16 protein-coding genes and 3 pseudogenes are annotated in these 25,798 nt (G+C 57.4%); 9 read left to right on the forward strand and 10 right to left on the reverse strand.

Features of this window, described 5'->3' with window-relative positions; translation table 11 throughout:
- Window positions 1–9 precede the first annotated feature (9 nt).
- Window positions 10–3,108, forward strand: coding sequence for an efflux RND transporter permease subunit (locus tag LOY56_RS13205; RefSeq protein ID WP_258622520.1), 3,099 nt, complete (start codon window positions 10–12; stop codon window positions 3,106–3,108).
- Window positions 3,109–3,251: 143 nt separating this feature from the next.
- On the forward strand, window positions 3,252–3,893 hold the full coding sequence (locus tag LOY56_RS13210) for a DUF1345 domain-containing protein (protein ID WP_258622521.1): 642 nt from the start codon (window positions 3,252–3,254) through the stop codon (window positions 3,891–3,893).
- Window positions 3,894–3,993: 100 nt separating this feature from the next.
- Here LOY56_RS13210 and LOY56_RS13215 read toward each other — a convergent pair whose 3' ends face one another.
- Together LOY56_RS13215 and LOY56_RS13220 are read right to left on the reverse strand one after the other, a co-directional pair.
- The gene (locus LOY56_RS13215) at window positions 3,994–6,531 is read right to left on the reverse strand and encodes an autotransporter outer membrane beta-barrel domain-containing protein (protein ID WP_258622653.1); all 2,538 of its coding nucleotides are present in this window, start codon (window positions 6,529–6,531) and stop codon (window positions 3,994–3,996) included.
- A gap of 243 nt (window positions 6,532–6,774) precedes the next feature.
- The gene (locus LOY56_RS13220) at window positions 6,775–9,597 is read right to left on the reverse strand and encodes a hypothetical protein (protein WP_258622522.1); all 2,823 of its coding nucleotides are present in this window, start codon (window positions 9,595–9,597) and stop codon (window positions 6,775–6,777) included.
- Window positions 9,598–9,835: 238 nt separating this feature from the next.
- On the opposite strand from LOY56_RS13220, the gene LOY56_RS13225 reads away from it, so the two are divergent.
- Entirely contained in the window at window positions 9,836–10,861 is a 1,026-nt protein-coding gene (locus tag LOY56_RS13225) for a LacI family DNA-binding transcriptional regulator (protein WP_258622523.1), read from the forward strand.
- Window positions 10,862–11,091: 230 nt separating this feature from the next.
- A pseudogene (locus LOY56_RS13230) lies at window positions 11,092–11,784 on the forward strand (2-hydroxyacid dehydrogenase); the annotation flags it as partial.
- A 125-nt stretch (window positions 11,785–11,909) separates the two neighbouring features.
- Here LOY56_RS13230 and LOY56_RS13235 read toward each other — a convergent pair.
- The 5 genes and pseudogenes from LOY56_RS13235 to LOY56_RS13255 form a co-directional block, all read right to left on the reverse strand.
- The gene (locus LOY56_RS13235) at window positions 11,910–13,097 is read right to left on the reverse strand and encodes a pyridoxal phosphate-dependent aminotransferase (protein ID WP_258622524.1); all 1,188 of its coding nucleotides are present in this window, start codon (window positions 13,095–13,097) and stop codon (window positions 11,910–11,912) included.
- A 40-nt stretch (window positions 13,098–13,137) separates the two neighbouring features.
- Window positions 13,138–14,763, reverse strand: a complete 1,626-nt coding sequence (locus LOY56_RS13240) for a methyl-accepting chemotaxis protein (protein WP_258622525.1) — start codon at window positions 14,761–14,763, stop codon at window positions 13,138–13,140.
- Window positions 14,764–15,044: 281 nt separating this feature from the next.
- Entirely contained in the window at window positions 15,045–16,187 is a 1,143-nt protein-coding gene (locus LOY56_RS13245) for a glycerate kinase (RefSeq protein WP_258622526.1), read from the reverse strand.
- A gap of 152 nt (window positions 16,188–16,339) precedes the next feature.
- A pseudogene (locus LOY56_RS13250) lies at window positions 16,340–16,832 on the reverse strand (PucR family transcriptional regulator); the annotation flags it as partial.
- 127 nt (window positions 16,833–16,959) lie between these two features.
- A pseudogene (locus tag LOY56_RS13255) lies at window positions 16,960–17,133 on the reverse strand (DUF6124 family protein); the annotation flags it as partial.
- 291 nt (window positions 17,134–17,424) lie between these two features.
- On the opposite strand from LOY56_RS13255, the gene LOY56_RS13260 reads away from it, so the two are divergent.
- Both LOY56_RS13260 and rarD read left to right on the forward strand, forming a co-directional pair.
- Window positions 17,425–18,438 carry an aldo/keto reductase gene (locus tag LOY56_RS13260; RefSeq protein ID WP_258622528.1) on the forward strand — a complete coding sequence of 338 codons (1,014 nt, stop codon included), beginning with the start codon at window positions 17,425–17,427 and terminating at the stop codon, window positions 18,436–18,438.
- Window positions 18,439–18,656: 218 nt separating this feature from the next.
- Entirely contained in the window at window positions 18,657–19,544 is an 888-nt protein-coding gene (rarD, locus tag LOY56_RS13265) for an EamA family transporter RarD (RefSeq protein WP_258622529.1), read from the forward strand.
- A 74-nt stretch (window positions 19,545–19,618) separates the two neighbouring features.
- On the opposite strand, the gene hppD is transcribed toward rarD, so the two are convergent.
- Both hppD and LOY56_RS13275 read right to left on the reverse strand, forming a co-directional pair.
- Window positions 19,619–20,695 (reverse strand): 4-hydroxyphenylpyruvate dioxygenase, encoded by a 1,077-nt coding sequence (hppD, locus tag LOY56_RS13270; protein WP_258622530.1) that lies wholly within the window; start codon window positions 20,693–20,695, stop codon window positions 19,619–19,621.
- Between the two features lie 246 nt (window positions 20,696–20,941).
- Window positions 20,942–21,889: a DMT family transporter gene (locus LOY56_RS13275; RefSeq protein WP_258622531.1), complete on the reverse strand. Its 948-nt coding sequence runs from the start codon at window positions 21,887–21,889 to the stop codon at window positions 20,942–20,944.
- Between the two features lie 78 nt (window positions 21,890–21,967).
- Here LOY56_RS13275 and LOY56_RS13280 point away from each other — a divergent pair, with 78 nt between their 5' ends.
- The 3 genes from LOY56_RS13280 to LOY56_RS13290 all read left to right on the forward strand — a co-directional run bounded on the left by LOY56_RS13280 (window position 21,968) and on the right by LOY56_RS13290 (window position 25,079).
- Window positions 21,968–22,834: a LysR family transcriptional regulator gene (locus LOY56_RS13280; protein WP_258622532.1), complete on the forward strand. Its 867-nt coding sequence runs from the start codon at window positions 21,968–21,970 to the stop codon at window positions 22,832–22,834.
- 110 nt (window positions 22,835–22,944) lie between these two features.
- On the forward strand, window positions 22,945–24,480 hold the full coding sequence (locus tag LOY56_RS13285; RefSeq protein ID WP_258622533.1) for an EAL domain-containing protein: 1,536 nt from the start codon (window positions 22,945–22,947) through the stop codon (window positions 24,478–24,480).
- A gap of 233 nt (window positions 24,481–24,713) precedes the next feature.
- Window positions 24,714–25,079, forward strand: coding sequence for a histone-like nucleoid-structuring protein, MvaT/MvaU family (locus tag LOY56_RS13290; RefSeq protein WP_258622534.1), 366 nt, complete (start codon window positions 24,714–24,716; stop codon window positions 25,077–25,079).
- Window positions 25,080–25,254: 175 nt separating this feature from the next.
- Here the strand turns inward: LOY56_RS13290 and LOY56_RS13295 are convergent, their stop codons facing one another.
- The gene (locus LOY56_RS13295) at window positions 25,255–25,779 is read right to left on the reverse strand and encodes a DUF4946 domain-containing protein (protein ID WP_258622535.1); all 525 of its coding nucleotides are present in this window, start codon (window positions 25,777–25,779) and stop codon (window positions 25,255–25,257) included.
- Window positions 25,780–25,798 lie beyond the last annotated feature (19 nt).

Genomic DNA, 25,798 nt, shown 5'->3' on the forward strand with positions numbered 1-25,798 from the left:
ACGCTTTTTATGCCGCAGTTCTTTATCGACCGCCCGGTGTTCGCCTGGGTGATCGCCTTGTTCATCCTGCTGGCCGGTGCGTTGGCCATTGTGCAGTTGCCGGTGGCGCAGTATCCGAACGTTGCGCCGCCGAAAGTCGAAATCTATGCCACCTACCCGGGCGCTTCGGCGCAGACCGTGGATGAAAGCGTGGTCAGCCTGATCGAGGAAGAGCTCAACGGCGCCGACCACCTGCTGTATTTCGAATCCCAGAGCAGCCTCGGCAGCGCCACCATCACCGCGACGTTCCAGCCGGGCACTGACCCGGAAATGGCGCAGGTCGACGTGCAAAACCGCCTCAAAGTGGTGGAGTCACGTTTACCGCAAGCCGTCACCCAGCAGGGCTTACAGGTAGAGAAAGTCTCCGCCGGATTCCTGCTGCTGATCACCCTCACCTCCAGTGACGGCAAGCTCGATGACGTAGCGCTCAGCGACTACCTGGCGCGCAACGTGATGAACGAGATCAAGCGTCTGGACGGCGTAGGCAAGGCCCAGCTGTACGGTGCCGAACGGGCGATGCGCATCTGGATCGACCCGCAGAAGCTGATCGGCTTCAACCTGACTCCGGCCGATGTCAACGCCGCCATCGTTGCGCAGAATGCTCAGGTTTCCGCCGGCAGCATCGGCGACTTGCCGACCCGCACCACGCAGGAAATCACCGCGACCATTCTGGTCAAAGGCCAACTGTCGACACCTGAAGAATTCGCCGACATCGTGCTCAAGGCCAATCCTGACGGTTCCACGGTACGCATCGCTGATGTGGCGCGGGTCGAGATCGGCAGCCAGGAATACCAGTTCTCTACACGCCTGAACGGCAAACCGTCGACCGCCGTCAGCGTGCAATTGTCGCCGGGCGCCAATGCCCTGAGCACCGCGACGCTGGTGCGGGCGAAGATGGATGAACTGGCGCGCTATTTCCCGGCCGGCGTCGAATACAAGATTCCGTACGACACCTCGCCCTTTGTCAAAGTCTCGATCACCAAAGTGGTCTACACCCTCGTCGAGGCGATGGTGCTGGTGTTTGCGGTGATGTTCCTGTTCCTGCAGAACTTCCGCTACACGCTGATTCCGACGCTGGTGGTGCCGGTGGCGCTGATGGGCACTTTCGCGACCATGCTCTTGCTGGGATTCTCGATCAACGTGCTGACCATGTTCGGCATGGTGCTGGCCATCGGTATTCTGGTGGACGACGCCATTGTGGTGGTGGAGAACGTCGAGCGGATCATGGCCACCGAAGGCCTGTCGCCCAAAGAGGCGACGCGCAAAGCGATGAAGCAAATCACCGGGGCGATCATCGGCATCACCCTGGTGTTGGTGGCGGTGTTCATTCCGATGGCGTTCATGCAGGGCTCGGTCGGGGTGATTTACCGGCAGTTCTCGCTGTCGATGGCCACCTCGATTCTGTTCTCGGCATTTCTCGCCCTGACCTTGACCCCGGCGCTGTGCGCGACGCTGCTCAAGCCGATTGCCAAGGGCGAGCATCACGCCAAGGGTGGTTTCTTCGGCGGGTTCAACCGGCGTTTCGAACAACTGACCGAGCGCTATCAGGGCTGGGTCGCCTATGCGCTGAAACGCAGCGGACGATACCTGCTGATCTACGGCGTGCTGCTGATCGGTCTAGGGCTGTGCTTCAGTCGTCTGCCCTCCTCGTTCCTGCCGGTGGAAGACCAGGGTTACACCATCACCGACATTCAACTGCCACCCGGCGCGAGCAAGAACCGTACGGTGCAGGTGGTCGAACAGATCGAAGCGCACAACGCCACCGAACCGGGCGTCGGCGACAGCACGGTGATTCTCGGTTTCAGCTTCTCCGGCAGTGGGCAGAACGCCGCGCTGGCGTTCACCACGCTCAAGGATTGGTCGGATCGGGGTAGCGATGACTCAGCGAGTTCGATTGCCGACCGCGCCAACATCGCGCTAAGTCAGATCAAGGACGCCATGGCCTTTGCGGTGTTGCCGCCGCCGGTTGATGGCCTGGGCACGTCCAGCGGTTTCGAGTTCCGCCTGCAAGACCGTGGCGGTCTCGGCCATGCCACGCTGATGCAGGCGCGCAGCCAATTACTGGCCGCCGCCGAGAAGAGCCCGGTCTTGATGAACGTGCGCGAAAGCGCCCTCGCCGAAGCGCCGCAGGTGCAACTGGAAGTCGACCGCAAGCAAGCCAACGCCTTGGGCATTTCGTTTGCCGACATCGGCAACGTGCTGTCCACGGCGGTCGGGTCGGCCTACATCAACGACTTCCCCAACCAGGGACGGATGCAACGGGTGGTGGTCCAGGCCGAAGGCGATCAACGCAGTCAGGTCGATGATCTACTGAAGATTCACGTGCGCAACGACGCCGAGAGAATGGTGCCATTGTCGGCCTTCGTCCGGGCCAACTGGACCCAGGGCCCGGCGCAGCTGACCCGTTACAACGGCTACCCGGCCATCAGTCTTTCCGGCGAACCGGCACCGGGCTACAGCACTGGCGAGGCCATGGCGGAGATCGAACGGCTGGTGGCGCAAGGCCCGGCGGGGTTGGGTCAGGAGTGGACCGGATTGTCGTTGCAAGAACGCTTATCCGGCAGCCAGGCACCGATGTTGCTCGGGCTGTCGCTGCTGATCGTGTTCTTGTGCCTGGCGGCGCTGTATGAGAGCTGGTCGATTCCGACGTCGGTGCTGCTGGTGGTGCCGCTGGGTGTGCTCGGCGCAGTACTGGCCGTGACCCTGCGCGGAATGCCCAATGACGTGTTCTTCAAGGTCGGGCTGATTACCATCATCGGTCTGTCGGCGAAAAACGCGATCCTGATCATCGAATTCGCCAAGAGTCTGTACGACGAAGGCCACGACCTGATCGACGCCACCCTGCAAGCCGCACGCCTGCGGTTGCGGCCAATCGTAATGACCTCGCTGGCATTCATCCTCGGCGTGGTGCCGCTGGCAATTGCCAGCGGGGCCAGCTCAGCGAGCCAGCAAGCCATCGGCACGGGCGTGATCGGCGGGATGATCACCGCGACCTTGGCGGTGGTGTTCGTGCCGGTGTTTTTTGTGGTGGTGATGAAGCTGGTGCGCAAATCTACCAAACACCACTGATTCACCGTGGAGCTGCCGAAGGCTGCGATCTTTTGACTTTGCTTTAAAGATAAAAGATCAAAAGATCGCAGCCTGCGGCAGCGCCTACAAAAGCGTGGACACCTGGGCTATGGTGCACTGACGCGCCATCAAAGTGAGCCTCTATGCCCCTACTCGCCCGCACCCACCCTCGCCTGTCCGCCGCTGCCGCACTTGGCCTCGCGGTAGGCATTCTGGCTCCGGCCGACTCAATCATCAGCAAAATTCTCATCGGTTGGAACGCCGGAGTCTGGACGTATCTGCTGCTGATGCTCTGGCTCACCATGCGGGCCAAGGCCCCGGACGTTAAACGCATTGCCGAGGTCGAGGACGAAAACGCCGGTCTGGTGTTGCTGCTGGTGTGCGTCGCAGCACTGGCCAGCCTCGGCACCATCACCTTCGAACTCGCCGGCAGCAAGGATCTGGAAACCGCCCGCAAACTGCTGCGCTACGGTTTCACCGCACTGACGGTGATCGGTTCATGGCTGCTGATCGGGGTGATTTTCAGCGTGCACTATGCCCGACTGTATTACACCTGGAGCGGCAAGGAACCGGCGCTGCGTTTTGCCGAGGGGCTGGCAACCCCCAATTATTGGGACTTCCTGTATTTTTCGTTCACCATCGGCGTGGCGGTGCAGACCGCAGATGTGGGCGTCGCCACGCGAGACTTGCGCAAGATAGTGTTGGCGCAGTCATTGATCGGGTTTGTGTTCAATACGGCGATTTTGGGTTTTTCGATCAATATTGCGGCGGGGTTGTTTGGCTGATCACCGCACAAACGCTCTAGTCACAAAATAATCAGACAGATACAAAAACGCCCCGACGCTGTCGGGGCATTTTTATAAGCCGTTTCATTGAACCGCTACATCAGAATAAATAGCTCACTCTCAAACTACCGCTCCAGTCTTGACTGACTGTCGTGCCTTTGCTGCCACCCACCTGACCGGAAACCTGCCAGTTACGTTGAGCCGGCGTCCACTTCAAACCCGCACCATACTCAACCGAACTGCTTGCACGGTCATCATCGAAACTGTCGTCATTGATCTTGACCTCATTGCTCTTCACAAACTCGTGATTGACCGCCGTCATCAGGCTGGGCTCGAGCAGGCTGCCGTTGTCGAGGATGATGACACGCCCGCCGCGGACACCGACCTTGCCCTGCACGGAACGCATGGTGTCGCTTTTCACTTCCAGGCCATTGTTGAGCCGGTACTTGTCGCTTTGAATGACGCCGGTCGATACCTGTACTTCAGGCTCGACAAAGTAGTAGCCCTTCAAGCGAATATGCTTGCCCACCGCCACCGAACCGCTGGCGCCCAAGGCCTTGTAATCCCCCTTGGCCCGTGTGCCGTCACTCATGGTGACTTTTGCCTTGTTGTCGAATTGGTTGATCTTGGCCATGACGTTAACGAATACACCGCTTTCAACATCAAATGCACTGCCATAAACACCGGCATTCAGGCTGTCGACGGTAGCGCTGGAGCCGTACTTGAGATCCATTTTGGTGTGGCTTGCCCCGACGAATCCACCCACCACCCACGCTCTGCCGCCCAGATCCACCGTTGTGTCGGCACCACCCGTGATACCGGTCTGATTCTGGGTGTACCCATCACCATAGGCATTATCGACGCTGTACTGGTTGCCGTAAGTGCGAACCCAGACACTGTTGCTGAGGTTTTTTACCGAACTGTCGTCCATCGCGCGCATCGATGCTTCGGGTCGGACGCTCAGACTACGGTCACCCAATTGGTCGCTAAGCATGGCCGCTTCCGCATTCAGCACACTGCGTGCGCTACCCGCCAACGCCAGCGCCGTGTTACTTGAAGTACTGACGGTTTCCTTGTCCGGGTTCAGGTACAAGCCCTGGCCTTCCTTCGCCAGCCTGTACACATGCGTACCCGCGTCCACTGTTCCGCGATTACCCAACGAGAAGCTCGCATCGCCGGCAGCGATATTGCCGACCTTCACCGGCTCGGCAGTGACCGGAGTGGTGCCGGTGGCGGAAATTTGCAGTTGATGTTGCCCGCTTGCATTGCCAGTCACGTTCAGGAAGTCGGTGTTGCCATTACCCAGATCGGTGCCCATTACAAAGGTACCGTTTCCGGAAAGGTCGCCCACGTTCAGTTGCTGGAACTGTTCGTTGGTGCCCATGCGAACCACGCCGTTATTCAATGCCAGGCGTTGCACGGTGCTATTGCCGGTCATCACCCATTGCGCTGCGTTGTTGATATTGAGGTTGCTGGAGTTGTTGATCTGCCCCGTCAGTACCGAACCGTTGTCCAGCAGCACGCTGCCGTTGGAGTCTGTGGTCACGTCACCGGTCATGCTGCTGGCATTGTTCAGCGAAAGGCTGGAGATATTTTCGACATTGCCGTTGATTGCAGAACCGTTGTCCAGATTGACCGTCGCAGCTGTGCCCGCAACCGCCAACACATTGCCGTTCAAGGTACTACGGGTATCGAGATTGACCTGAGTGACGTTCTGTAAGTTGCCGTCAAGGGAGGCAGCATTTTGCATCAGCAGCGCAACGGTGCTGCCGGTATCGGCAATGACATTGCCGCTCAAGTGGCTTGCGTCGACTTTAAGGTTGGCTGTGGAACGATTGGTCGCTTGCAACAATGTGCCGTTGCCGCCGATCAGTTCAGAACCAGCGAGAACATTGATGTTGGCAACTGTGCCCGCGCTGCCGGACGAACCCAGCACGATCGCCGACCCTGTTCCGCCCGTAACTCGGGTGCTGTTGAGTGTAACCGTGCTGGCGTTGACGCCCGTGTTGTCAGTGATGATTTGCAGGCCATCTTGCCCACCGGTAATCGTACTGCCCGTCGCCGACAGTGTGGCGCCGCCCAATTGCACGCCGTAGCTGGTTGTTCCGGAGCCGCGAACCGTGGAATTTTCGAGGTTCAATACCGCAAAACCAACGGCATTCGCGCCCCCGGTTGCGCCAGTGATGACACTATTGCCGGTGATGGTCGCGCTGGACGATGTCGGAGTATTGATGTCACGTCCCAACAGAAGTCCAAAACTGTTGGTGCTCGTGATGGTGCTGTTATCAATAGTGGCAGAGCTGTCGCTAAGCGAAACAGCCCCCCTGCCTGTTGAACTGTTTACTGCAGCGCCTGCCATTTCCAACCTGGATCCCTCGCGGGCATCGATTCGCTGACTCTGACCGCCGTTGAAAATGACATTGGCATTTTGCGAACTGATCGACAGTGCACTTGCACTATTAATCGTCAGTGTTCCGCCCTGGGATACTGCCCATGCCTCCGGCGCAGGTGGATTGGTAACGGTTTCGTTTTCCCCTGGAAGAAGTGTTCTGGCATTGACCGCGGGTGTACTGAAAATAATTGCGGCAAACAAGTATCCAGTTGTTTTGCGATGCTTGAAACTTGATAGTAAAGGCATGAGAACTCCGTACAGCGAACAAATCCGAAAGCGACTTTTCTGATAGACCGAAAAAATCGCCCCCCCCAAAAACGTTCGACAGGCTAATCAGCATTCTGCGAATTAGATGTAGGAATAGTCCTCAGCTCTGTAGGATTTATCTGCAAATTGAAAGGGATTTATCGCCAACATCCCTCCTAGAAATATCAGTATCGTGGGAGAGATATTTCTCTCCCACGATAGACTTCCTTCAATAGCGAACAATCAAGTCGCCGGAACAACCAACCGGTCGCAGTACTCGCCGCTTGAGGTGATGGTATCCAGTGGCTTTTGGAGCTCTATCGAAGTTTGCGTCCCACCGATATCCGCCTCGTACCAGACCTTCGCCCAAGCCTTCGAACCCAGTGTCGGTTGTGCAGCCTTGAAGTTTGCTGCACTGGCAACCGTTGCGACATCCACCGTGCCGACCGCTTGAATCGTGTAAGGCTTGGAGTCCGGGGTTCCGGGGATCAGAGTGGTATACGTTGCATCACTGTATGCTGCGAAATGCACCGTAATCACTTTCCCTGGGGGCAGGTTGACCGCATCTTTGGGGATGCCCACCGCAAGCACCCAGGCGGTGGTGGCGTTGTTCATTGCAAAACAATCCATCTGATCCTTGAGTGTCGGATTGCGAATCCTGATGGTCGGTTGCAACAAATCTATTCTTTTGCCTTTGACTTGCACAGTTTCCGGATTGGAACTGATCACGTTCTTGTCAATGCCCGTTCTCTGACGCGTCCAGTGGGCTGGCACAGTGGGTGTCGGTAGCGCGGTAATGTCCGCAGTTTTAATGTCGACCACAAAACTTGTCGCGTCAGCAAACGGTGAATACTCTCCCACAAGTTTATTATTTATGTAGCACTTAGCCGTTTCAGCTGAAGTAATCGGTGGATCTGTAATTCCAAGAGTTACTGTGAACTTGCCCGGTTTGTCTCGATCTCCAGGTAGCAAGTCGTTGGGTGTATTGGATGCGCCGGTGACTACGGGGAACACAAAAGCCGGGTTCGTCGGGTTGGGCAATTCCGGGTATAGCCCTCCTGGAGCATAAAGATTTGCCCAGAAGAACAACTCGGGAGACGGAAACAACTTAGCTCCCCGAACGAGCTCGAACCATACTTTGAACTCCATGGCGTCGGTCGACGCTCCAAAGAGATCTGCAAAGAAAGCAGGATAAGGGAGCGAGAAAGTCAGATCCGCAGCGGCAAGAGGTTGAGGGCCAAGTTGCTTGAAATTCGTAGGATCAGATGCATCTTCGACTAACAGAGTAATTTCATCGCCAGGTTCCGCATTATCAATAAATGCGCGTTCGACGATCGACGACACTTTGTTTGCAAAAAACTCATCCAGATAAATCGTTGTGGTTCCATTCGGGTCAGTCACCGGCACCAAAGGTGCTTTGTGCAGAACCGGGTCCAAAGCGAGACCTAGTGTCAGGAGGGCTGCGGGGACAGAGCTTGCGCTAAGGTTCCCCACATGGTCCTTCCAGAAATAATGGATCATGACCCGCCCGTTCGGGAGTTTACGCAATTCAGCGTTGGGCACCGAGAATGAGCCAGTGATTGTTCCTTTAAACGCCACTATATCAACACCACCCGACACCAGATGAACTTCAAGTTCATCATCAGCACGGCGCAATGGGTAAGTGACAGGCAAAGTAAAATCAAGGTTCGCATTCGCAGGCAATTGCATCCAGGCTTCGTTCACAAGCCGTTGAGCATCCACTGGGGCATTGACAAAGGTGGGAAGAGGCGTCGGTGGATTCAATCTTTTCGATGGATACTTGACTCCGAACGGCGGGTTATCGTCTCTGACGATTCGTACAACGTTCGAAGGGTCGTCGTTACCGGCACCGCCTTTGTAGACGATGACTCGAACTTCGTAAGCAGTAGGATCAGCAGGCTGAGACAGCTCTGGAAATTTGCTCACATCCAGTTCAAGCAGGATGGGATCGGTTCGATCGGCGATCGGACCAAGAACTTTGTAATCTATTTGCGTAAGTGTTTGACCTTCTACAGCCGCATAAATATCTAAATCATCGAGTTCTTCCTCTTCTGTAAAGCGAGCCAACGCGATAACAATCTTTCCTGTATCCACTTGACTCTTCGGAATAAAATCATCAGCTATTGTATCCACCGAAATCGATATCGCAAAAACACCTGCACCGTCCCCACCAAGTCGTGGAGCTTTCGGTCTGGCTTTAAACGTTACCTGTTCTAGAGCTGTCATTTCTATTTCTCCATCGTTAAGGCCCGACGGGCCACTTTCACCAGGTATTACTCTGTCAATTTTCACCAAGCCTTTTTCTGATTCCGCAATGAGCCACCCGCCTCTGAATAACTGGCAAACAACAACGGCCGAGTCGTAATCAAACAAGGGGCTTATATGCACCAGAAATGGCACCACATGATCAAATCCATTTGCTATATCAGCGGCGGAGAGCTGTTTATCCCAAACACCGTAAGTTCCCGGCACCTCTGGTCCACTGCCGTTGAGGCTCGAATATCCCCGCCAGTGGACTTTTGCAATATCCCCGGGCAAAGCGATGTTTATAAAAGAGGGAATGACAACCGTGGCGCCGCTTGTCAGAGGAGGATTCGTATCGTTATTCAGATACCCCCGAAGTGTGGCATGCCGAAACCAGGGCTCTTCCAAAGTTAAAAGTGGCGTGTGATCGATGGTCAGTTGTCTTTCCGGTGAAGGGTCATCGGTACCGCCCGAACCTTTCCAGATTTTGTAATACAGAAATGCAATGCCGTCAGTTGCCAAGTGTTGAGCCGTCAAATCGAAATACAAGAACGGGACGGTCAGAGGTGTTGGATAAAATTCTGTGTACAGCCTGTGTTCCACACCATTCTGACGCAATACCACCCACAGTTCATCGTTGGGTACCGGATCAATCCAATACGGAATAACGATACGAGTACCGTTAATCAAGAGGTCGCGAGGGACATGACCAGCCGGGTCGTTGTCGTCGACGCCTTCCACTGAAAGCGGCATTGCCAATACGCCTGCATTTCGTGGCTGATTAAATGTCATCGAGGTCATTCTGATATCACCGACTTATACGTAACATTCGAAAGGCTTTGGTTTTTAGTTTGCTGTCCAATCGAGGAAATTAGGCGCTTCAACGTGGTTATTTCCAACTGTCAGATCTGACAGGTTTTGCTACCGCCTGTCGGATACATCAGCTTTACACCCCGCTGCCGGAAGCATCTTCACTTGGCGCCACCGAAGAGACTGGTGTTATCTGAAACCGGTTTCAGATAACAAGAAGACTCAATCCATGAACGATTTCTCAGCAGCCCAACGCAGCCGCATCACCATGCTCGACGTCGCCGAACACGCGGGCGTCTCCAAGGCCAGCGTCTCGCGCTTCATTGGCGATGACCGCGCCCTGCTCTCCGATGCCATTGCCTTGCGCATCGAGCAGGCGATCAGCGAGTTGGGCTATCGCCCCAACCAGATGGCTCGCGGGCTGAAACGCGGGCGAACCCGCCTGATCGGCATGTTGGTAGCCGATATCCGTAACCCGTATTCGATTGCCGTGATGCACGGGGTGGAAACCGCTTGCCGTCAGCACGGCTACAGCCTGGTGGTGTGCAATACCGATCGTGATGATGAGCAAGAGCGTCAGCACCTGGCGTTACTGCGCTCGTACAACATCGAAGGCTTGATCGTGAACACCCTCGGCCATCACCGCGATGAGCTGCGCGAATTGCATCGGGAAATGCCCATGGTGCTGGTGGATCGCAAGGTCGATCAGCTCGATAGCGACTTGGTGGGGTTGGATAATCCGGCCGCTGTCGAGATGGCCGTTGCCCACCTTGAACAACGCGGTTATCGCGATGTGTTGATGGTGACCGAACCGTATGACGGCACCAGTTCGCGGATCGAGCGGGTCAGCAGTTTCAAGGCGCAGATCGAACGGCGTCCGGTGCTCTCGGGGGTGGTGGTTGAAACGGGCGGCGATCTGACCGCCCGTTTGAAAACCTTTCTGCAAACTCCCGGCTCTGGCCCGAAAGCGCTGTTTTGTGCCAACGGTATTGCCGCGCTGGCCAGCACCCATGCGTTGCGCGAGTTGAAGTGCAACCTGTTTGAGGATGTCGGGCTGATTGCCCTGGATGATCTGGATTGGTATCCGTTGGTGGGCAGCGGGATTACCGCCCTCGCCCAGCCGACGGCGGAGATTGGCGCGAGTGCGTTTGAATGTTTGCTCAAGCGATTGCGTGGGGATGATGGGCCGGTGCGGACATTGGATTTTTCGGCGCGGTTGATTGTTCGAGGGTCGACCCTGGGGAATCTTCGGTGAATGTTCTGGCCTCTTCGCGGGCAAGCCTCGCTCCTACGGATTGGTGAACGCCACAGATCACTGTAGGAGCGAGGCTTGCCCGCGAAGAGGCCATAGCAATCACCGCAAAAAACTGATTTAAAACCGTTACCTGCTGCGACAAAAACAACAAGCTCAGGAGCATCACTATGAAAACCGCAACACTGGCCACCCGCCGCTGGTGGTACATCATGGATCCTGCTCAGCAACACCCCGACGTGTTGACCGAAACCACCGCCGACACCGGTTTCTCGCTGATCCTGGCCACCGCCCGGCGCGTGGTGGAACTGGCCAATATGGTTCGCGCCGGCCAGTGGAACCGCAACATCGGGCCGGCGCATTTTGGCAGCGATGTGCACGGCAAAAAGCTGGGCATCATTGGCATGGGACGGATCGGTGAGGCGTTGGCGCAACGCGGGCATTTCGGTTTTGGCATGCCGGTTCTGTATCACAGCCATTCGCCGAAACCGGCGGTGGAACAACGATTCAACGCGCAATACTGCAGCTTGCCGCAGTTGTTGCAGGAAGCCGATTTCGTTTGCCTGACGTTGCCGCTGACCGCTGAAACCGAAGGGTTGATCGGTGCCGAACAGTTCGCCTTGATGCGTCCCGAGACGATCTTCATCAATATTTCCCGGGGCAAGGTGGTGGATGAAGCGGCGTTGATCGGAGCCTTGCAGCAGAAGCGGATTCGCGCGGCGGGGCTGGATGTGTTCGAGCGTGAGCCGTTGAGCCATGCCTCGCCGCTGTTGCAGTTGAACAACGTGGTCGCGACGCCGCACATCGGCTCGGCGACCCATGAGACGCGGGAGGCGATGGCGAGGTGTGCGGTGGAGAATTTGTTGGCGGCGTTGGTTGGGGAGCCGCCTGCTAATCTGGTGAATGCCGGGGCTTGGAAGGGCTGAGGACATCGATCGTTCCCACGCTCCGCGTGGGAATGCATTCCGTGACGCTGCGCCTCACATCCGAAGCGGACGCAGCGCGTCCATGGCAGCATTCCCACGCGGAGCGTGAGAATGCTCGGGCTCGATCAGGCCCGCCGCACCTGCAACAAATCCGCCGCACACGACGCAATCCGCGCGCAGGCATCCGCCAGCCTCACCTGATCCACCACCAGACCAATGCGAATATGCCCCGCCGCGCTCGGCCCGAAGGCTTCACCGGCCAGCACCGACACGCCATACACTTCAAGCAGCCGCTCGGCAAAATCTTGAGCAGCGAGCCCGGTCTGGCGCACATCAACCATCACGAACATCCCGCCATCGGGCTTGATCGGCCGGATGCCCGGACAACCGCTTAACTTCGCGCACACCAGATCGCGACGCTGGCGATATTCCTCGCGCATCAGAGCCACTTCCGGCAAGTCTTTATCGAGCGCCACTTGCGCGGCTTTCTGGACGAAATCCGGAAGGCCGAACAGCATGCACAACGACAGATGCATCAAGTGTTCGGCCAGCGGTTTCGGGCCGATCATCCAGCCCACTCGCCAGCCGCTCATGGCGTGGGATTTGGACAAGCTATTGAGGGTCGCGGTGCGCTCGGCCATGCCCGGCAGACTGGCCGGGCTGATGTGTTCGCCCTCATACAACAGGTCGCTGTAGACCTCGTCGCTGATCAGCCAAAGGTCATGCTTCACGCACAACGCCGCCAGCGCCTGCCAGCTCTTCAACGACAGACTGGCACCGGAGGGATTGTTCGGGCTGTTGAGCAGGATGACGCGGGTTTTCGGGGTAATCATTGCCGCGACATCCGCCGGTTCGACCCGAAAGCCGTTCTCCGGACGCACCGCCACCGGCACCACACTGGCCCCGCAGGCGCCGAACACACCTTCATAGGTCACGTACATCGGCTCGGCGACGATCACTTCGTCACCCGGATCGAGCAGGCATTGAGCAACCGAATACACCGCGCACTGCGCACCGGGCAGCACAATCACATGGTCGGCATCCACCTCCTGACCGCTGCGCCGCTGATGACGGCTGGCGATGCTGCTGCGCAGCGTGCGGGTGCCGCGTACATCCGAGTAATGGGTGTCGCCGGCCAACAGGCTATCGATGGCGGCGTGGACTATGGGCAGTGGCGTGTCGAAATCCGGATCGCCGATCGACAACAACAGCACGTCGACGCCCTGCTCGCGCAATTCCAGCGCTCGATCGTGAATGTTCCAGGCCGCCGCTCCGTCACCGGCGATTCGTTGGGTCAAGGCTGAATAGCGCATGTACTTCTCCTAACGCGCGAGTTCCAGTTTCAACCCTATCTTAAATCACGAAACGCGCCACCATCGCGTTCAAATCAACCGCCAATCGCGACAGTTCGTGGGTGGCGGCGCTGGTCTGGTTGGCACCGGCGGCGGACTGAGTGGCCAGGTCGCGGATGTTTACCAGGTTGCGGTCGACTTCACGGGATACCTGAGCCTGTTCTTCCGAGGCGCTGGCGATCACCAGATTACGTTCGTTGATCAATTGAATCGATTGGGTGATCTGCTCCAGGGCGATACCCGCCGCACGGGCCATTTCCAAGGTGCTTTGGGTGCGCTGATTGCTTTGCTGCATCGAGGAGACCGCTTCACCGGTGCCGTTCTGGATCCCGGCGACCATTTTCTCGATTTCCTGGGTCGACTGCGCGGTGCGATGGGCCAACGCCCGGACCTCGTCCGCCACCACCGCAAAACCACGCCCGGCTTCCCCGGCACGGGCGGCCTCGATCGCGGCGTTGAGGGCCAGCAAGTTGGTCTGCTCGGCAATGGCGCGGATCACGTCCAGTACTTTGCCAATGTCGCGGCCCTGAGTGGCCAGGCCCTCGATCATCAACGCCGTGTTCTGCACGTCGTGGGTCATGGTCTGGATCGCGTCGACGGTTTCCACCACCCGGTTACGACCTTCGCGGGCCGCCTGGGTCGACTGGTTCGAGGCTTCGGAGGTCGACACCGCGTTGCGCGCCACCTCTTCTACGGCGGCAGTCATTTCGTTGACGGCGGTGGCCGCCTGTTCGATTTCGTTGTTTTGCAGTTGCAAGCCGCGGGAGGCTTCTTGGGTCACGGTGCTGAGTTCTTCCGCGGCGGCGCCCAGTTGCGTCGCGGAGCCGGCGATCTGTTCGATGGTTTTGCGCAGGTTAGTCTGCATGGCGGACAAGGCGCCGAGCAAACGCGCCGGTTCGTCATGACCGTCGACTTCGATGACGTTGCGCAGGTTGCCGCCGGCAATGGTTTCGGCCGCGAGCACCGCGCGGTTCAACGGTGTGAGAATGCTGCGGGTCAACAGCCAGGCCAGCAACACGGTCAGCAACGAAGCCATTACCGCCACGGTCACGATGCCGGTAAAGGCTTCACTGTAGTGCTCGCCCGCTTTGGCCGATGCAGCTTTGGCATCGGCGGCGTTGAACGCCACCAGTTTGTTCAGTTGCTCGCCCATCTGATCGGTGCCTTCCTTGATTCGCGTGTTGATCAGGGTGCGCATCTCATCCAGTTTGTTCTGCCGCGACAGCTCCAGCATCTGGTTCTGGGCTTGCATGTAGTTGTCGAGGGTTGTCGCGAAGGTTTTGTACAGCGCTGCTTCTTCAGGGCCGGCCGGCAAGGCGGCATAGCTTGTTTGGGCACTGCGCACCTTGTCGACAAGGGCACCGATGCGGGTCTGGGCTTCCTGCAATGCGGCCGGATCACGGTTGACCAGTACGCGGAACGAAAGAATCCGCAGCCGCAGGACGTTTTCCGTCACGTTACCCAGAAATCCGATGCTGGGTAACTGCGTCATTTCCATATCGACAGAGGCCTGACGGATGACCGACATGCGGTTCACGGCAAACACACCCAGCACGATCACCAGCAAGGCAATGAAGGCGAAACCCAGGAAAGCTCGAGGCGCGATGTTCAGATTACGCAGTGACATAGAATGATCTCGGTAATTGAGGCGGCGAGCATCCTTGCGGTGATCACTGTCGGGCAGGCGAAGGCGCACACCTTTCAGTTTGGCGCCACTGTTGTAGTTGGTTTTTGTGCGCCTGTTAGCTGTATCGGCCGGGGTTGAGGTTTTTTGCAGGGGTTGGGGAAATATTTTTCAAAGAACTACGAGCGCTTTTTTGTAGGCGTCAGGCTTGCCGGCGAAGGCATTCCCTGTGGCGAGGGAGCTTGCTCCCTCGCCACAGGGATTTCTTTCTGCTGGGAATTGAGTCAGGCCTTGCGAGCCGCCACCCGCCACACCCGCGCAATATCGCGGGCGCGCTCGCGCAACAAACGCGGCGCTTCGGCGCAGGCCTGTTCCAGTGTCATCGGTCCGCTGGCCAAGGCAAAGGCTGCATCGATGCCATGCTCGTACAGGGCCTGATACCCCTCGCCCAAGGTGCCGGCGATGACGATGACCGGCACGCCGTGCTGCCGTGCGATGCGCGCCACGCCAAACGGGGTTTTACCGCGCAACGTCTGGGCATCGAAACGACCTTCACCGGTGATCACCAGATCGGCGCCTTTGACCGCCTCAGCCAGCCCGACCAGTTCGCCGACCACTTCCACCCCGGCCTGAAATTGCGCACCGAGAAACGCCTTCGCGGCAAACCCCAAACCACCCGCCGCGCCACTACCCGGTTCATCGCGCACGTCGTTGCCCAGGGCTTGCGCGCAGCGTTCGGCAAAGTGCCCAAGGGCATGGTCCAGTTGCTTGACTTGCTCGGGCGACGCACCTTTCTGTGGACCGAAAATCGCAGAGGCACCATGAGGGCCGCACAGCGGGTTATTGACGTCGGCGGCGATATCGAAGCGCACCTTGGCCAGACGCGGGTCGATCTCACTCAGATCGAGGCGGACCAGTTGCGCCAAGGCCAGACCGCCCGGCACCAGGGATTGGTCCTGAGCGTCCAGCAGTTTCACACCTAACGCCTGCATCGCCCCGGCGCCGCCGTCGTTGGTGGCGCTGCCGCCAATCGCCAGGATCACCCGTTGCGCGCCGGCATCCAGCGCGGCGCGGATCAATTCCCCGGTGCCGTAGGTGCTGCTGGTGCAGGCATCGCGCAGGTTCGGCGAAACCAGTTGCAGGCCACTGGCCTCGGCCATTTCGATGATCGCCGTATGACTCTGTGGCAACCAGCCCCAGGCCGCATCGACCGTGGCGCCCAGCGGCCCGCGAACATGGGTACGGCGCAGTTCGCCGTCGCACGCGGCCAGAATCGATTCGACCGTGCCTTCCCCACCGTCAGCCATCGGGCACTTGAGCAAGTGTGCGTCCGGCCAGATTTCAGCCAACCCCAACGCAATGGCCTCTGCCACGCCTTGGGCACTCAGACTGTCTTTGAACGAATCCGGGGCGATGACGATTTTCATGCGAATTCTCCAGTTCCAATGCGTCCATGCGGCCAGCCGCCATGAACAATAACGCCGGTCCGCTGCACAAGCGGGCGTGAGGATTATTGTTCATTTTCACAAAACCCGTGGCCGTACCGTCTGTCATAGCAGCTGTCGAGGCTGCTGCGGTGCTACGGGGTGGCGGTCGGTCGTTCGGTTTGGGGCAGGAGCTGGGCGCCGAGGTAGAGTGCGAGCATTCCATCCAGCTTAAGCGGATCGACGCCGCTGAGCTCGGCGATCCGCTCCATGCGGTAACCGCAAACTGTTGCGATGGATCCCCAGCGCATCGGCGCAGGCCTGGCTCTGGCCGTCGTGCTCACACCAACTGTCCGGATAACGCGACATCAACCAGGCGCTGAGCGCTTCGACGGTCTGGCCCGGGCCGTGTTCCATGCCCAACTCGAACAGATACGGCACTCGCGTCAACTGCGGTTTGAGTCCCAATTGCTGCGCTTCATCCAGCAACCGCGGTGAATCCCCCGCCTCGCTGAGCAGCAGCGCCAACAGATCATCACAACGCTGACGCCGCCATTGCTGCTCGGCCTGCTGATTGCGCTGGCCTACCCGCATCTCGGCGGTCATGCGCACCAGTTCAGCATAAGTGCGCAATTGCTCGGGTTCGCCCCGGTTGCACGCAAATCCCGAGAACTCATTCCTTCTGGCACACCGCGCCATCGGTTTTACGACTGCTACGCAGCCGAGCGGGAGCAAGCTCCCTCGCCACAGGCAAGCTCCGAACCACCGATTTGCGTTAGCCCTGCGGATCGAGATTATCCAGCACTCGATTGACCGCCAGCTCACCGTTCATCACGACCTGTTGAATCCCGAGCATCGTGCTGCGATAGGGTTCGCCCACCAATGCGGCGAAATCACTGAGCATCACACTCGCCGATGCCATGGTTTCGCAGGCATGGGCCAGCAGGCTTCATGATGCTTATGCACCTTACGTCGCCCGGGGGCTACCAAACCCCATCGCTTTTTTCAGCGACAGGGAAACGATACAGACCGGGCTCAAGGTGCACTAGCCGGCGGATTCTGGCGTAGTCGTAGGCAACGGCGCAAGGATGTGTAGCCTCCGAGAACATCCCTCGACGCCATTTAAACATTGCTGTTTATTGCCACCAACTCAATGTGGGAGCGAGCTGATATTCAGATTGCTTCCGACAACCGTTCTGGTATTTGATTAGGGCTTTCTGACCGGTAAAAGGATTTCGTCATGAGCTATCGCACGCTGGGTCATTCGGGTTTACAGGTGTCAACCCTCACATTGGGCACCATGATGTTCGGCGAACAGACCAGCACCGAAGATTCTCTGCGGATCATCGACAAGGCCTGGGACCAGGGCATCAACTTCATCGACACCGCGGACGTCTACACCAACGGCCGTTCCGAAGAGATCGTCGGCGAAGCGATTGCCAGTCGCCGTCAGGAATGGGTGCTCGCCACCAAAGTCGGTTTCGGCCCGGTGGACGGTGTGCCGAACCGCAGCGGCCTGAGCCGCAAGCACGTGTTCAACGGCATCGACGCCAGTCTTACGCGCTTGGGCACCGATTATCTGGACATCTATTACCTGCACCGCGAAGACCACGACACGCCGCTGGAGGTCACGGTGTCGGCCATTGGCGATTTGATCCGCCAGGGCAAAATCCGCTACTGGGGTCTGTCGAACTACCGTGGCTGGCGTATTGCTGAAGTGATTCGCGTGGCCGACAAACTGGGGGTCGACAGGCCGGTCATCAGCCAGCCGCTGTACAACATCGTCAACCGTCAGGCGGAAACCGAGCAGATCACCGCCGCGCAAAACTATGGCCTTGGCGTGGTGCCTTACAGTCCGCTGGCGCGCGGTGTGCTCAGCGGCAAGTACGCGCCCAATGTGACGCCGGACGCCAACAGCCGTGCGGGGCGTCAGGACAAACGCATCCTCGAAACCGAATGGCGGGTTGAGTCCCTGCGCATTGCGCAACAGATCCGGGAATATACGCAGGGCCGTGGCGTGGGCATCGTCGAGTTTGCGATTGCCTGGGTGCTGAACAATGGCGCTGTGACGTCGGCCATCGTCGGCCCTCGCACCGAAGAACAGTGGGATGCCTACACCAAGGCGCAGACGGTGAAGATCACGGCGGAGGATGAAGCTTTTATCGATTCGCTGGTGACACCGGGGCATGCCTCGACGCCGGGGTTCAATGATGTGAGCCATTTCGTGTCCGGGCGTAAACCGCGCACGGTTTGAGATCAATCGCGGGCAAGTCAGATCGCCGCACCGCCGCTCCCACAGGTTTTGTGCCGTTCTGCTGACTATGCTTTGGCTCAGCCCTGTGGGAGCTGGCTTGCCTGCGATAACGATGCAACATTCAACCACAATGTTGGAAACATTGATCATGCGGCCAATATTCAGCACAAAAACCACGTATTCTGCGCGGCCGTTTGACCGTTAACCGCGAGGACAGTTTGTCTAAAGGTATCGCTCTATCGGTCACAGCCTCGGTGCTGTTTGCCGTCATGTATTACTACACCTCGTTGCTCACCCCTTTGAGCGGCGTGGAAATCTTTGGCTGGCGGATGTTGCTGACCGTACCGTGCATGACCGTGTTCATGGTCGTTTCCGGCGAATGGAAACGCGTGGCCGACATTTTACGGCGCATCGCTGGCCATCCGAAATTGATGGCCGGCCTGATCGCCTCTTCGGCCCTGCTAGGTGTGCAGCTTTGGCTGTTCATGTGGGCGCCGCTCAACGGCTATAGTCTGGATGTGTCGCTTGGGTATTTCCTGTTGCCGTTGACCATGGTGCTGACCGGGCGGATCGCCTATGGCGAGCGCCTCTCCTATTTGCAAAAGATTGCCGTGGTATTTGCCTGCCTCGGTGTGATCAATGAGGTGTATCAGGTCGGTGGTTTTTCCTGGGCAACCGTGCTGGTTTGTATCGGCTATCCAATGTATTTCATCCTGCGCAAGCGTCTGGCCGCAGACAACCTTGGCGGTTTATGGCTGGACATGGCGTTGACGCTGCCGGTGGCGTTCTGGTTCGTGCAGAGTGGCGAACAGGGTTTCGACGTGTTTGATCAATATCCGTGGCTGTCGCTGCTGATTCCGCTGCTCGGCGTGATCAGCGCGTCGGCACTGGTGGTCTACATCATAGCCAGCCGACTGCTGCCGTTCAGCCTGTTCGGGTTGCTGAGTTACGTTGAGCCGGTGCTGTTGCTCGGCGTTGCGTTACTGCTGGGGGAAAGCATCAAGCCCGGCGAATGGCTGACCTACATTCCGATCTGGCTCGCGGTGGCGACATTAGTGTTTGAAGGGTTCAAGCATCTGGTCCGGCAACGACGCCGGCCAATGTAATTGGATTTTGCATGGATCAATAAAAAGCCCGCCCGGCAGTGATGCCGGGCGGGCTTTTTTCGTCGTGTCATGGATTAGTCAGTGGACAGCACGCCCCGACGAACCTGATCACGCTCGATGGATTCGAACAGCGCCTTGAAGTTGCCTTCGCCGAAACCATCGTCGCCTTTACGCTGGATGAACTCGAAGAACACCGGGCCCATCAGGGTTTCCGAGAAAATCTGCAGCAGCAGACGCTTGTCGCCCGATTCGGACGAACCGTCCAGCAAAATGCCCCGCGCTTGCAGTTGATCGACCGGCTCGCCGTGGTTCGGCAAACGGCCTTCGAGCATTTCGTAGTAGGTGTCTGGCGGCGGTGTCATGAAGCGCATGCCGATGCTTTTCAAGTGATCCCAGGTCTTGATCAGGTCATCGCTGAGGAAGGCTACGTGCTGGATGCCCTCACCGTTGAACTGCATCAGGAACTCTTCGATCTGCCCGGCGCCCTTGGACGACTCTTCGTTCAGCGGAATGCGGATCATGCCGTCCGGCGCGGTCATGGCCTTGGAAGTCAGGCCGGTGTATTCGCCTTTGATATCGAAGTAGCGGATTTCGCGGAAGTTGAACAGCTTCTCGTAGAAGTTGGCCCAGTAAGCCATGCGACCACGATACACGTTGTGGGTCAGGTGATCGATGATCTTCAGGCCGGCCCCGACCGGGTTGCGGTCCACGCCTTCGATGAACACGAAGTCAATGTCGTAGATCGAGCTGCCTTCGCCAAAACGGTCAATCAGGTACAGCGGCGCCCCGCCGATGCCTTTGATCGCCGGCAGGTGCAGTTCCATCGGACCGGTTTCGATGTGGATCGGTTGGGCGCCGAGTTCCAGGGCACGCTTGTAGGCCTTTTGCGAGTCCTTGACACGGAATGCCATGCCGCACACCGACGGACCGTGCTCGGCCGCGAAGTACGACGCCACGCTGTTGGGTTCGTTGTTGAGAATCAGGTTGATCGCGCCCTGGCGATACAGGTGCACGTCTTTGGAGCGATGGGTCGCGACCTTGGTGAAGCCCATGATCTTGAAGATCGGCTCCAGGGTATTAGGGGTCGGCGATGCGAATTCGATGAACTCAAAGCCCATCAGGCCCATTGGGTTTTCGTATAAATCTGCCATTTTGGCGCCTCATCATTTCTTATCAATTAACAAATCGTTAGTTGCTAGCAATGCTGAGACCGGCGGGTGGCGCGCAGGAGATGCCCCGCACGCTGCGGGCGAGGAAGTCACCGTAGATCAATTGAAACCCAAATATCTTCATTGTCGACCCAAGGCTATTACGGGCGAGGCTTCTGCTGCCAGAAGACGATTATTCTTATATGCGTAAACCGATTCTACACAGCGTAAATCAGTTGTCCATCCTTCTTATAAAATCCGCTTTTTTGCAGCCTGCGCAAGCGGTTTGTTGCACAGAAAAATCCCCGCCAGGATCAGCCCACCCCCCAGGCACATCACCAGGGTCAATTGCTCGCCCAACAACAACGCGCCAAACAGAACGGCGGTCAGCGGGTTCAAGGCGATGAACACACCCGAGCGCGTCGCACCGATTTTGCGGATACCGTCGTAATAACCAATATAGGCCAATGCCGAACCCAGCACGCCCAGGTACATCAGGCTCAACCATTGTTGCTTGCCGAGTTCGGCGAGCGCCGCGACACTCAGCTCACCCCGCACGGCACTGGTCACCCAAAGCATCAACGTGCCCAGCAAAATCGAGTAGGTCACTGTCTGCACCGGCCCCAGCGTCTGATTCAGGCCTTTGGAGAACAGCGAATAAATGCCCCAGCCGAGCACGCAGCCGAAGATCAACAGATCGCCGATCCAGGCATTAGTACCACCGGCAAGTAGCTGCGGATTGCGACTGACGATCACCAGACTGGCGCCGGCAATACAGATCGCGATACCGGCCACTTTCGCCCCGCTCAGTCGCTCCTTGAACAACAGCCACGACGCCAGGCCGATCACGGCCGGATTCAACGCCACGATCAACGACGCCCGTGACGCGTTGATGTAATGCAGCCCGTAAAAGAAGCACAGGTTGTAGAAGAAGATCCCAAAAAAACCCAGTAGCGTCAGTTGCATCCATTGCTGAGGGTTGGGACGCACCAAAGGCACCCGCGCAAACAACAGAAACAGCAGCAACGCCACGCTCGCCAGCAAGAACCGCAGGCTCGCGGCCAATAGTGGACTGAGACTGTCGGACAGAAATCGCCCGGCAACGAACGTTCCGCCCCAAATCATGGTGACCGCAGCCAGTTTCAGATAAACCGGTACATCCGAAGAACTCGCCAAGGTCTGTTCACACGTAATCATAAGTCTCCATCATCAAAAATCAGGCACATGGCATATCATTCGATTAATGACTTATCATCGTAAAATGAGCAAATACTCATGACCCTCACGCAACTCGAGATTTTTTCACTGGTGGCCGAACTGCGCGGCTTCACTGCGGCTGCACATCGTTTGGAGATTTCCCAATCCGCGGTCTCTCATGCGCTCAAGTCTCTGGAACAGGAGTTGGGCGTAGAGTTGCTGCACCGGCATCAATCCCAGGTCGAGCTGAGTGACATCGGCCAGCAGCTATTACTGCGCGCGCGGGCAATGCTCGGGCTGGCCAACACGTTGCGCCAGGAAGCGGCGGATGCCCGAGGAATGAAACGCGGCACCCTGCGCATTGGCTCGTTCGGCCCGACTTCATCGATCAAGCTGCTGCCGAGAATCCTGCAGCGTTACCGCGCCGCACACCCGGGTATCGAGGTTCACATCGACGAAGGGTCGGATCGCCAGGTGATCCAGTGGCTGGAAGAACGGCGTATCGATATCGGCTTCGTGGTGTTGCCGCAGGAACGTTTCGACACGTTCAGGCTGATCGAAGACCAAATGGTCGCGCTGCTGCCTGCCGACCATGCGCTGGCCGGTCACGACAGCTTGAGTTTGAGCGATTTGTGCCACGACCCTTTTGTGCTGACCGAAGCCGGTTCTTCGGAACTGGTGTCGCGCCTGTTCAATGCGGCGCGGTTGACGCCGAACATTCGGTATCGCTGCTCGCAATTGCTCAGCACACTAGACACCGTAGGCCGTGGCGATGCCCTGACCATTGTCGCCGAAGGCTCATTGCCTGACGATAACGACAGCCGCTACGTTAGAAAACCGCTGTCGCCACCCATCAGCCGCCAGGTCGGTCTGGCGGTGCTTGATCAGCGTCAGTCATCACCGGCGACGCTGGCCTTTATCAAACTGGCCTCACGCCCTGAATGAATGTTAAGCGGCATAAGCACCGTCGGCCAACTATCATGGCTGAACTCTTCTGGGAGGCGTGTTGTTCTACCAGTCTTTGAGAGCCCTCTTTTATCGCGATGGATTTGCGAATGCCACTGAACGTCAAAAACCGCCGTAAACGTGGCATCCGGATCGTTGTGACTGTTTTGAGCGGATTGCTTCCGGTGTTGCTGGGAGTCGCCATTCTCTATCTGCAGGCTGAACGTACGCTCAAGCAAAGTACCGAACTGACTGGCGAAGAAGCCGTTCGCCAATTCGAGCTGATGCTCGACAACACCGCGCAAGCGGCGCAAGAGCTATTGCCGCTGGCCGGCCAGAATTGCAACGACGTCAAACTGGCCTTGCGCGAACAAGTCACTCGCCGACCATTCGTGCGCTCAACCAATCTTGTATGGGACACCAACCTCTATTGCAGTTCGTTGTTCGGTGAATATCAGGAAAAGATCAATCCCGGTGATTACACCCAAGGCAAGCTTTGGCTCATGAACGGCAACCCGGTCACGCCCAATACCGCGTTGTTGGTGTATCGGCTGAGTGAAGGAAACCAGGGCGCATTGACCACGCTGGACGGTTATCACCTCAGTAACGTGCTGCGCCTGATCGGTCGAAAAACATTATTGTTGCTGCGAGTAGGCCCCCACTGGTTGTCAGCCGACGGCAAGGTCCATGACGATGCCCTGCCCGCCTTGCCCGTGGCACAAAATACTCTGACCTCCTCGCGATATGCCTTTTCCGTAGCCGCAGGTTTTCCGGAAGGAGAAACCTGGCGTTACATGCGCAGTGAGTACCCACCGCTGTTCAGTCTATTGATGTTTTTCGGTGTGGTGTCCGGTTCGATCGGGCATGTGCTGCAAAAGCGCTCGATGTCGCCCAGCCGTGAAATGCAACGGGCACTGGAAGCAGCAGAGTTCATTCCGTATTTCCAGCCCGTGGTGCATGGCGACAATAAGCAGTGGTCTGGCGCCGAAGTGTTGATGCGCTGGCAACATCCAAAGGAAGGCCTGGTGCGCCCTGATCTGTTCATCCCGTTTGCCGAACATTCCGGGTTGATCGTGCCGATGACTCGCTCCTTGATGCGACAGACTTCCGCATTGCTGGCACCCTTGTCGGCGTCGTTCGACAGGCCGTTTCACCTCGGCATCAACATCACCGCCAGTCACTGCCGGGATCTGGCGTTGGTCGAGGACTGCCGCGAATTCCTCAGCGCTTTCGTCCCGGGCAGCATCAACCTGCTGCTGGAGCTGACCGAACGCGAACTCATCGAGCCGACAGCCATCACTCTGCAATTGTTCGAGCAGCTTCACGCGCTGGGCGTGATGATCGCGATTGACGACTTCGGCACCGGCCATTCAAGCCTGGGTTATTTGCGTCAGTTCAATGTGGATTTCCTGAAAATCGACCAGAGTTTTGTCGCCATGATCGGGGGGAACGCCCTCTCTCGGCACATTCTGGACAGCATCATTGAGCTCTCGGCCAAACTGGATCTGGGTATCGTCGCCGAAGGCGTGGAAACTGCGGAACAAAGTGACTATCTGACCGCCCACGGCGTGAACTTTCTACAAGGTTATCTGTTTGGCCGACCGATGCCCGGCGCAGAATTCATTAGAGCATTAAGTGATCATTAACTAACCACTTTCAAGCATCGAAGCCACGAAGATGCGCACCAAATTGAATCAAAAGACTACTCTTGTTACATGAAGAAAAAGTCAGGATTTACTCTTGGCCAATTAACTACTACAATTTTTCATACCTGCACAGAACTGGCAGGTGAGCCATTATCACCGAGTCGCTTCAAGGCTCTTGGCTTATAGCTTTGTTTGCGGTTGGTATCAGCCAACACACTATTGGAGTAAAGATATTGTCCAGACTCGCTGAATTCCGTGCAGCTGAAAAGGCCCTTCAAGAACAGCTCAAGCAGTTGGAATCGCTGAAGAACGATGCCGGGCTCAAGAAAGAAATCGAATTCGAAGAAAAGCTCCAGGGGCTGATGAAAACCTACGGCAAGGGCTTGCGCGACATCATCGCCATCCTCGATCCGAACCCGGCGAAATCCAGCCGGCAGCAGGCAACAGCGCCCAAAACCCGCCGCGCTCGCGTGGTCAAGGTTTATCAGAACCCACACACCGGTGAACTGATTGAAACCAAGGGTGGCAACCATCGCGGCCTGAAAGCCTGGAAGGAACAATACGGTGCCACCACCGTTGATTCCTGGCTGCGTGGCTAAGCACTCACGGTCATAAAAAAAGCCCTGCAGATGTAGGGCTTTTTCATGGACAGCGTCTAAATGCAACGATAGTCGCCGATCAACTCGTTACATATCGCTAAACTTTCTGCTTAATCCCTTTGGCTATCTAAAAAATGCTGGAAACGCTGAAATCTACTGATACGCAAACCTCAAACTAAAGTTTCAAGCCGTTTCGAGCAGCCGCTATGTCGTCCTGACTTGCCTTATAAACCTCTGCCTGCCCCGCGTAGGAAAGAACATAGGCCTTATCGGCGTCTACCGCAGCGACCAATGTTTGAGACAGCACATGCCGACCGTTCTGCGTAATCGTGCAGGTAGTTTCCAGCGCTGATAGCCGGCTCAAGGTAGTCGGGTGAATTTTAGTGCAAACGCTCTGATACCCACTCTGAAAAAAGTCCTTTTGCACCGACTTGCGCATTTCCAGCAACACACCTTCCAGATTCACTTGGTGACCGCTTTCCACTTGAGTCATGGTCAATTCCATCACCATCACCGCTGTACCGTACTGATCGTTTTTTACTGCACGCTGCCGGGAAACCTGCGGTTTGGCCTCGTCTTGCGCAACGACCTCGACGGTCCATCCACTTGGCCAGGTGATGACCGGAGTCTCTGCATGAGCACTGGTAACACCTGAAAGCAAACACATCAGGACGAACATCAATTGGCAGGATCGGATCATTGCAATGAACACTCACAGA

It is taken from the genome of Pseudomonas sp. B21-048, assembly GCF_024748615.1.
Classification (GTDB): domain Bacteria; phylum Pseudomonadota; class Gammaproteobacteria; order Pseudomonadales; family Pseudomonadaceae; genus Aquipseudomonas.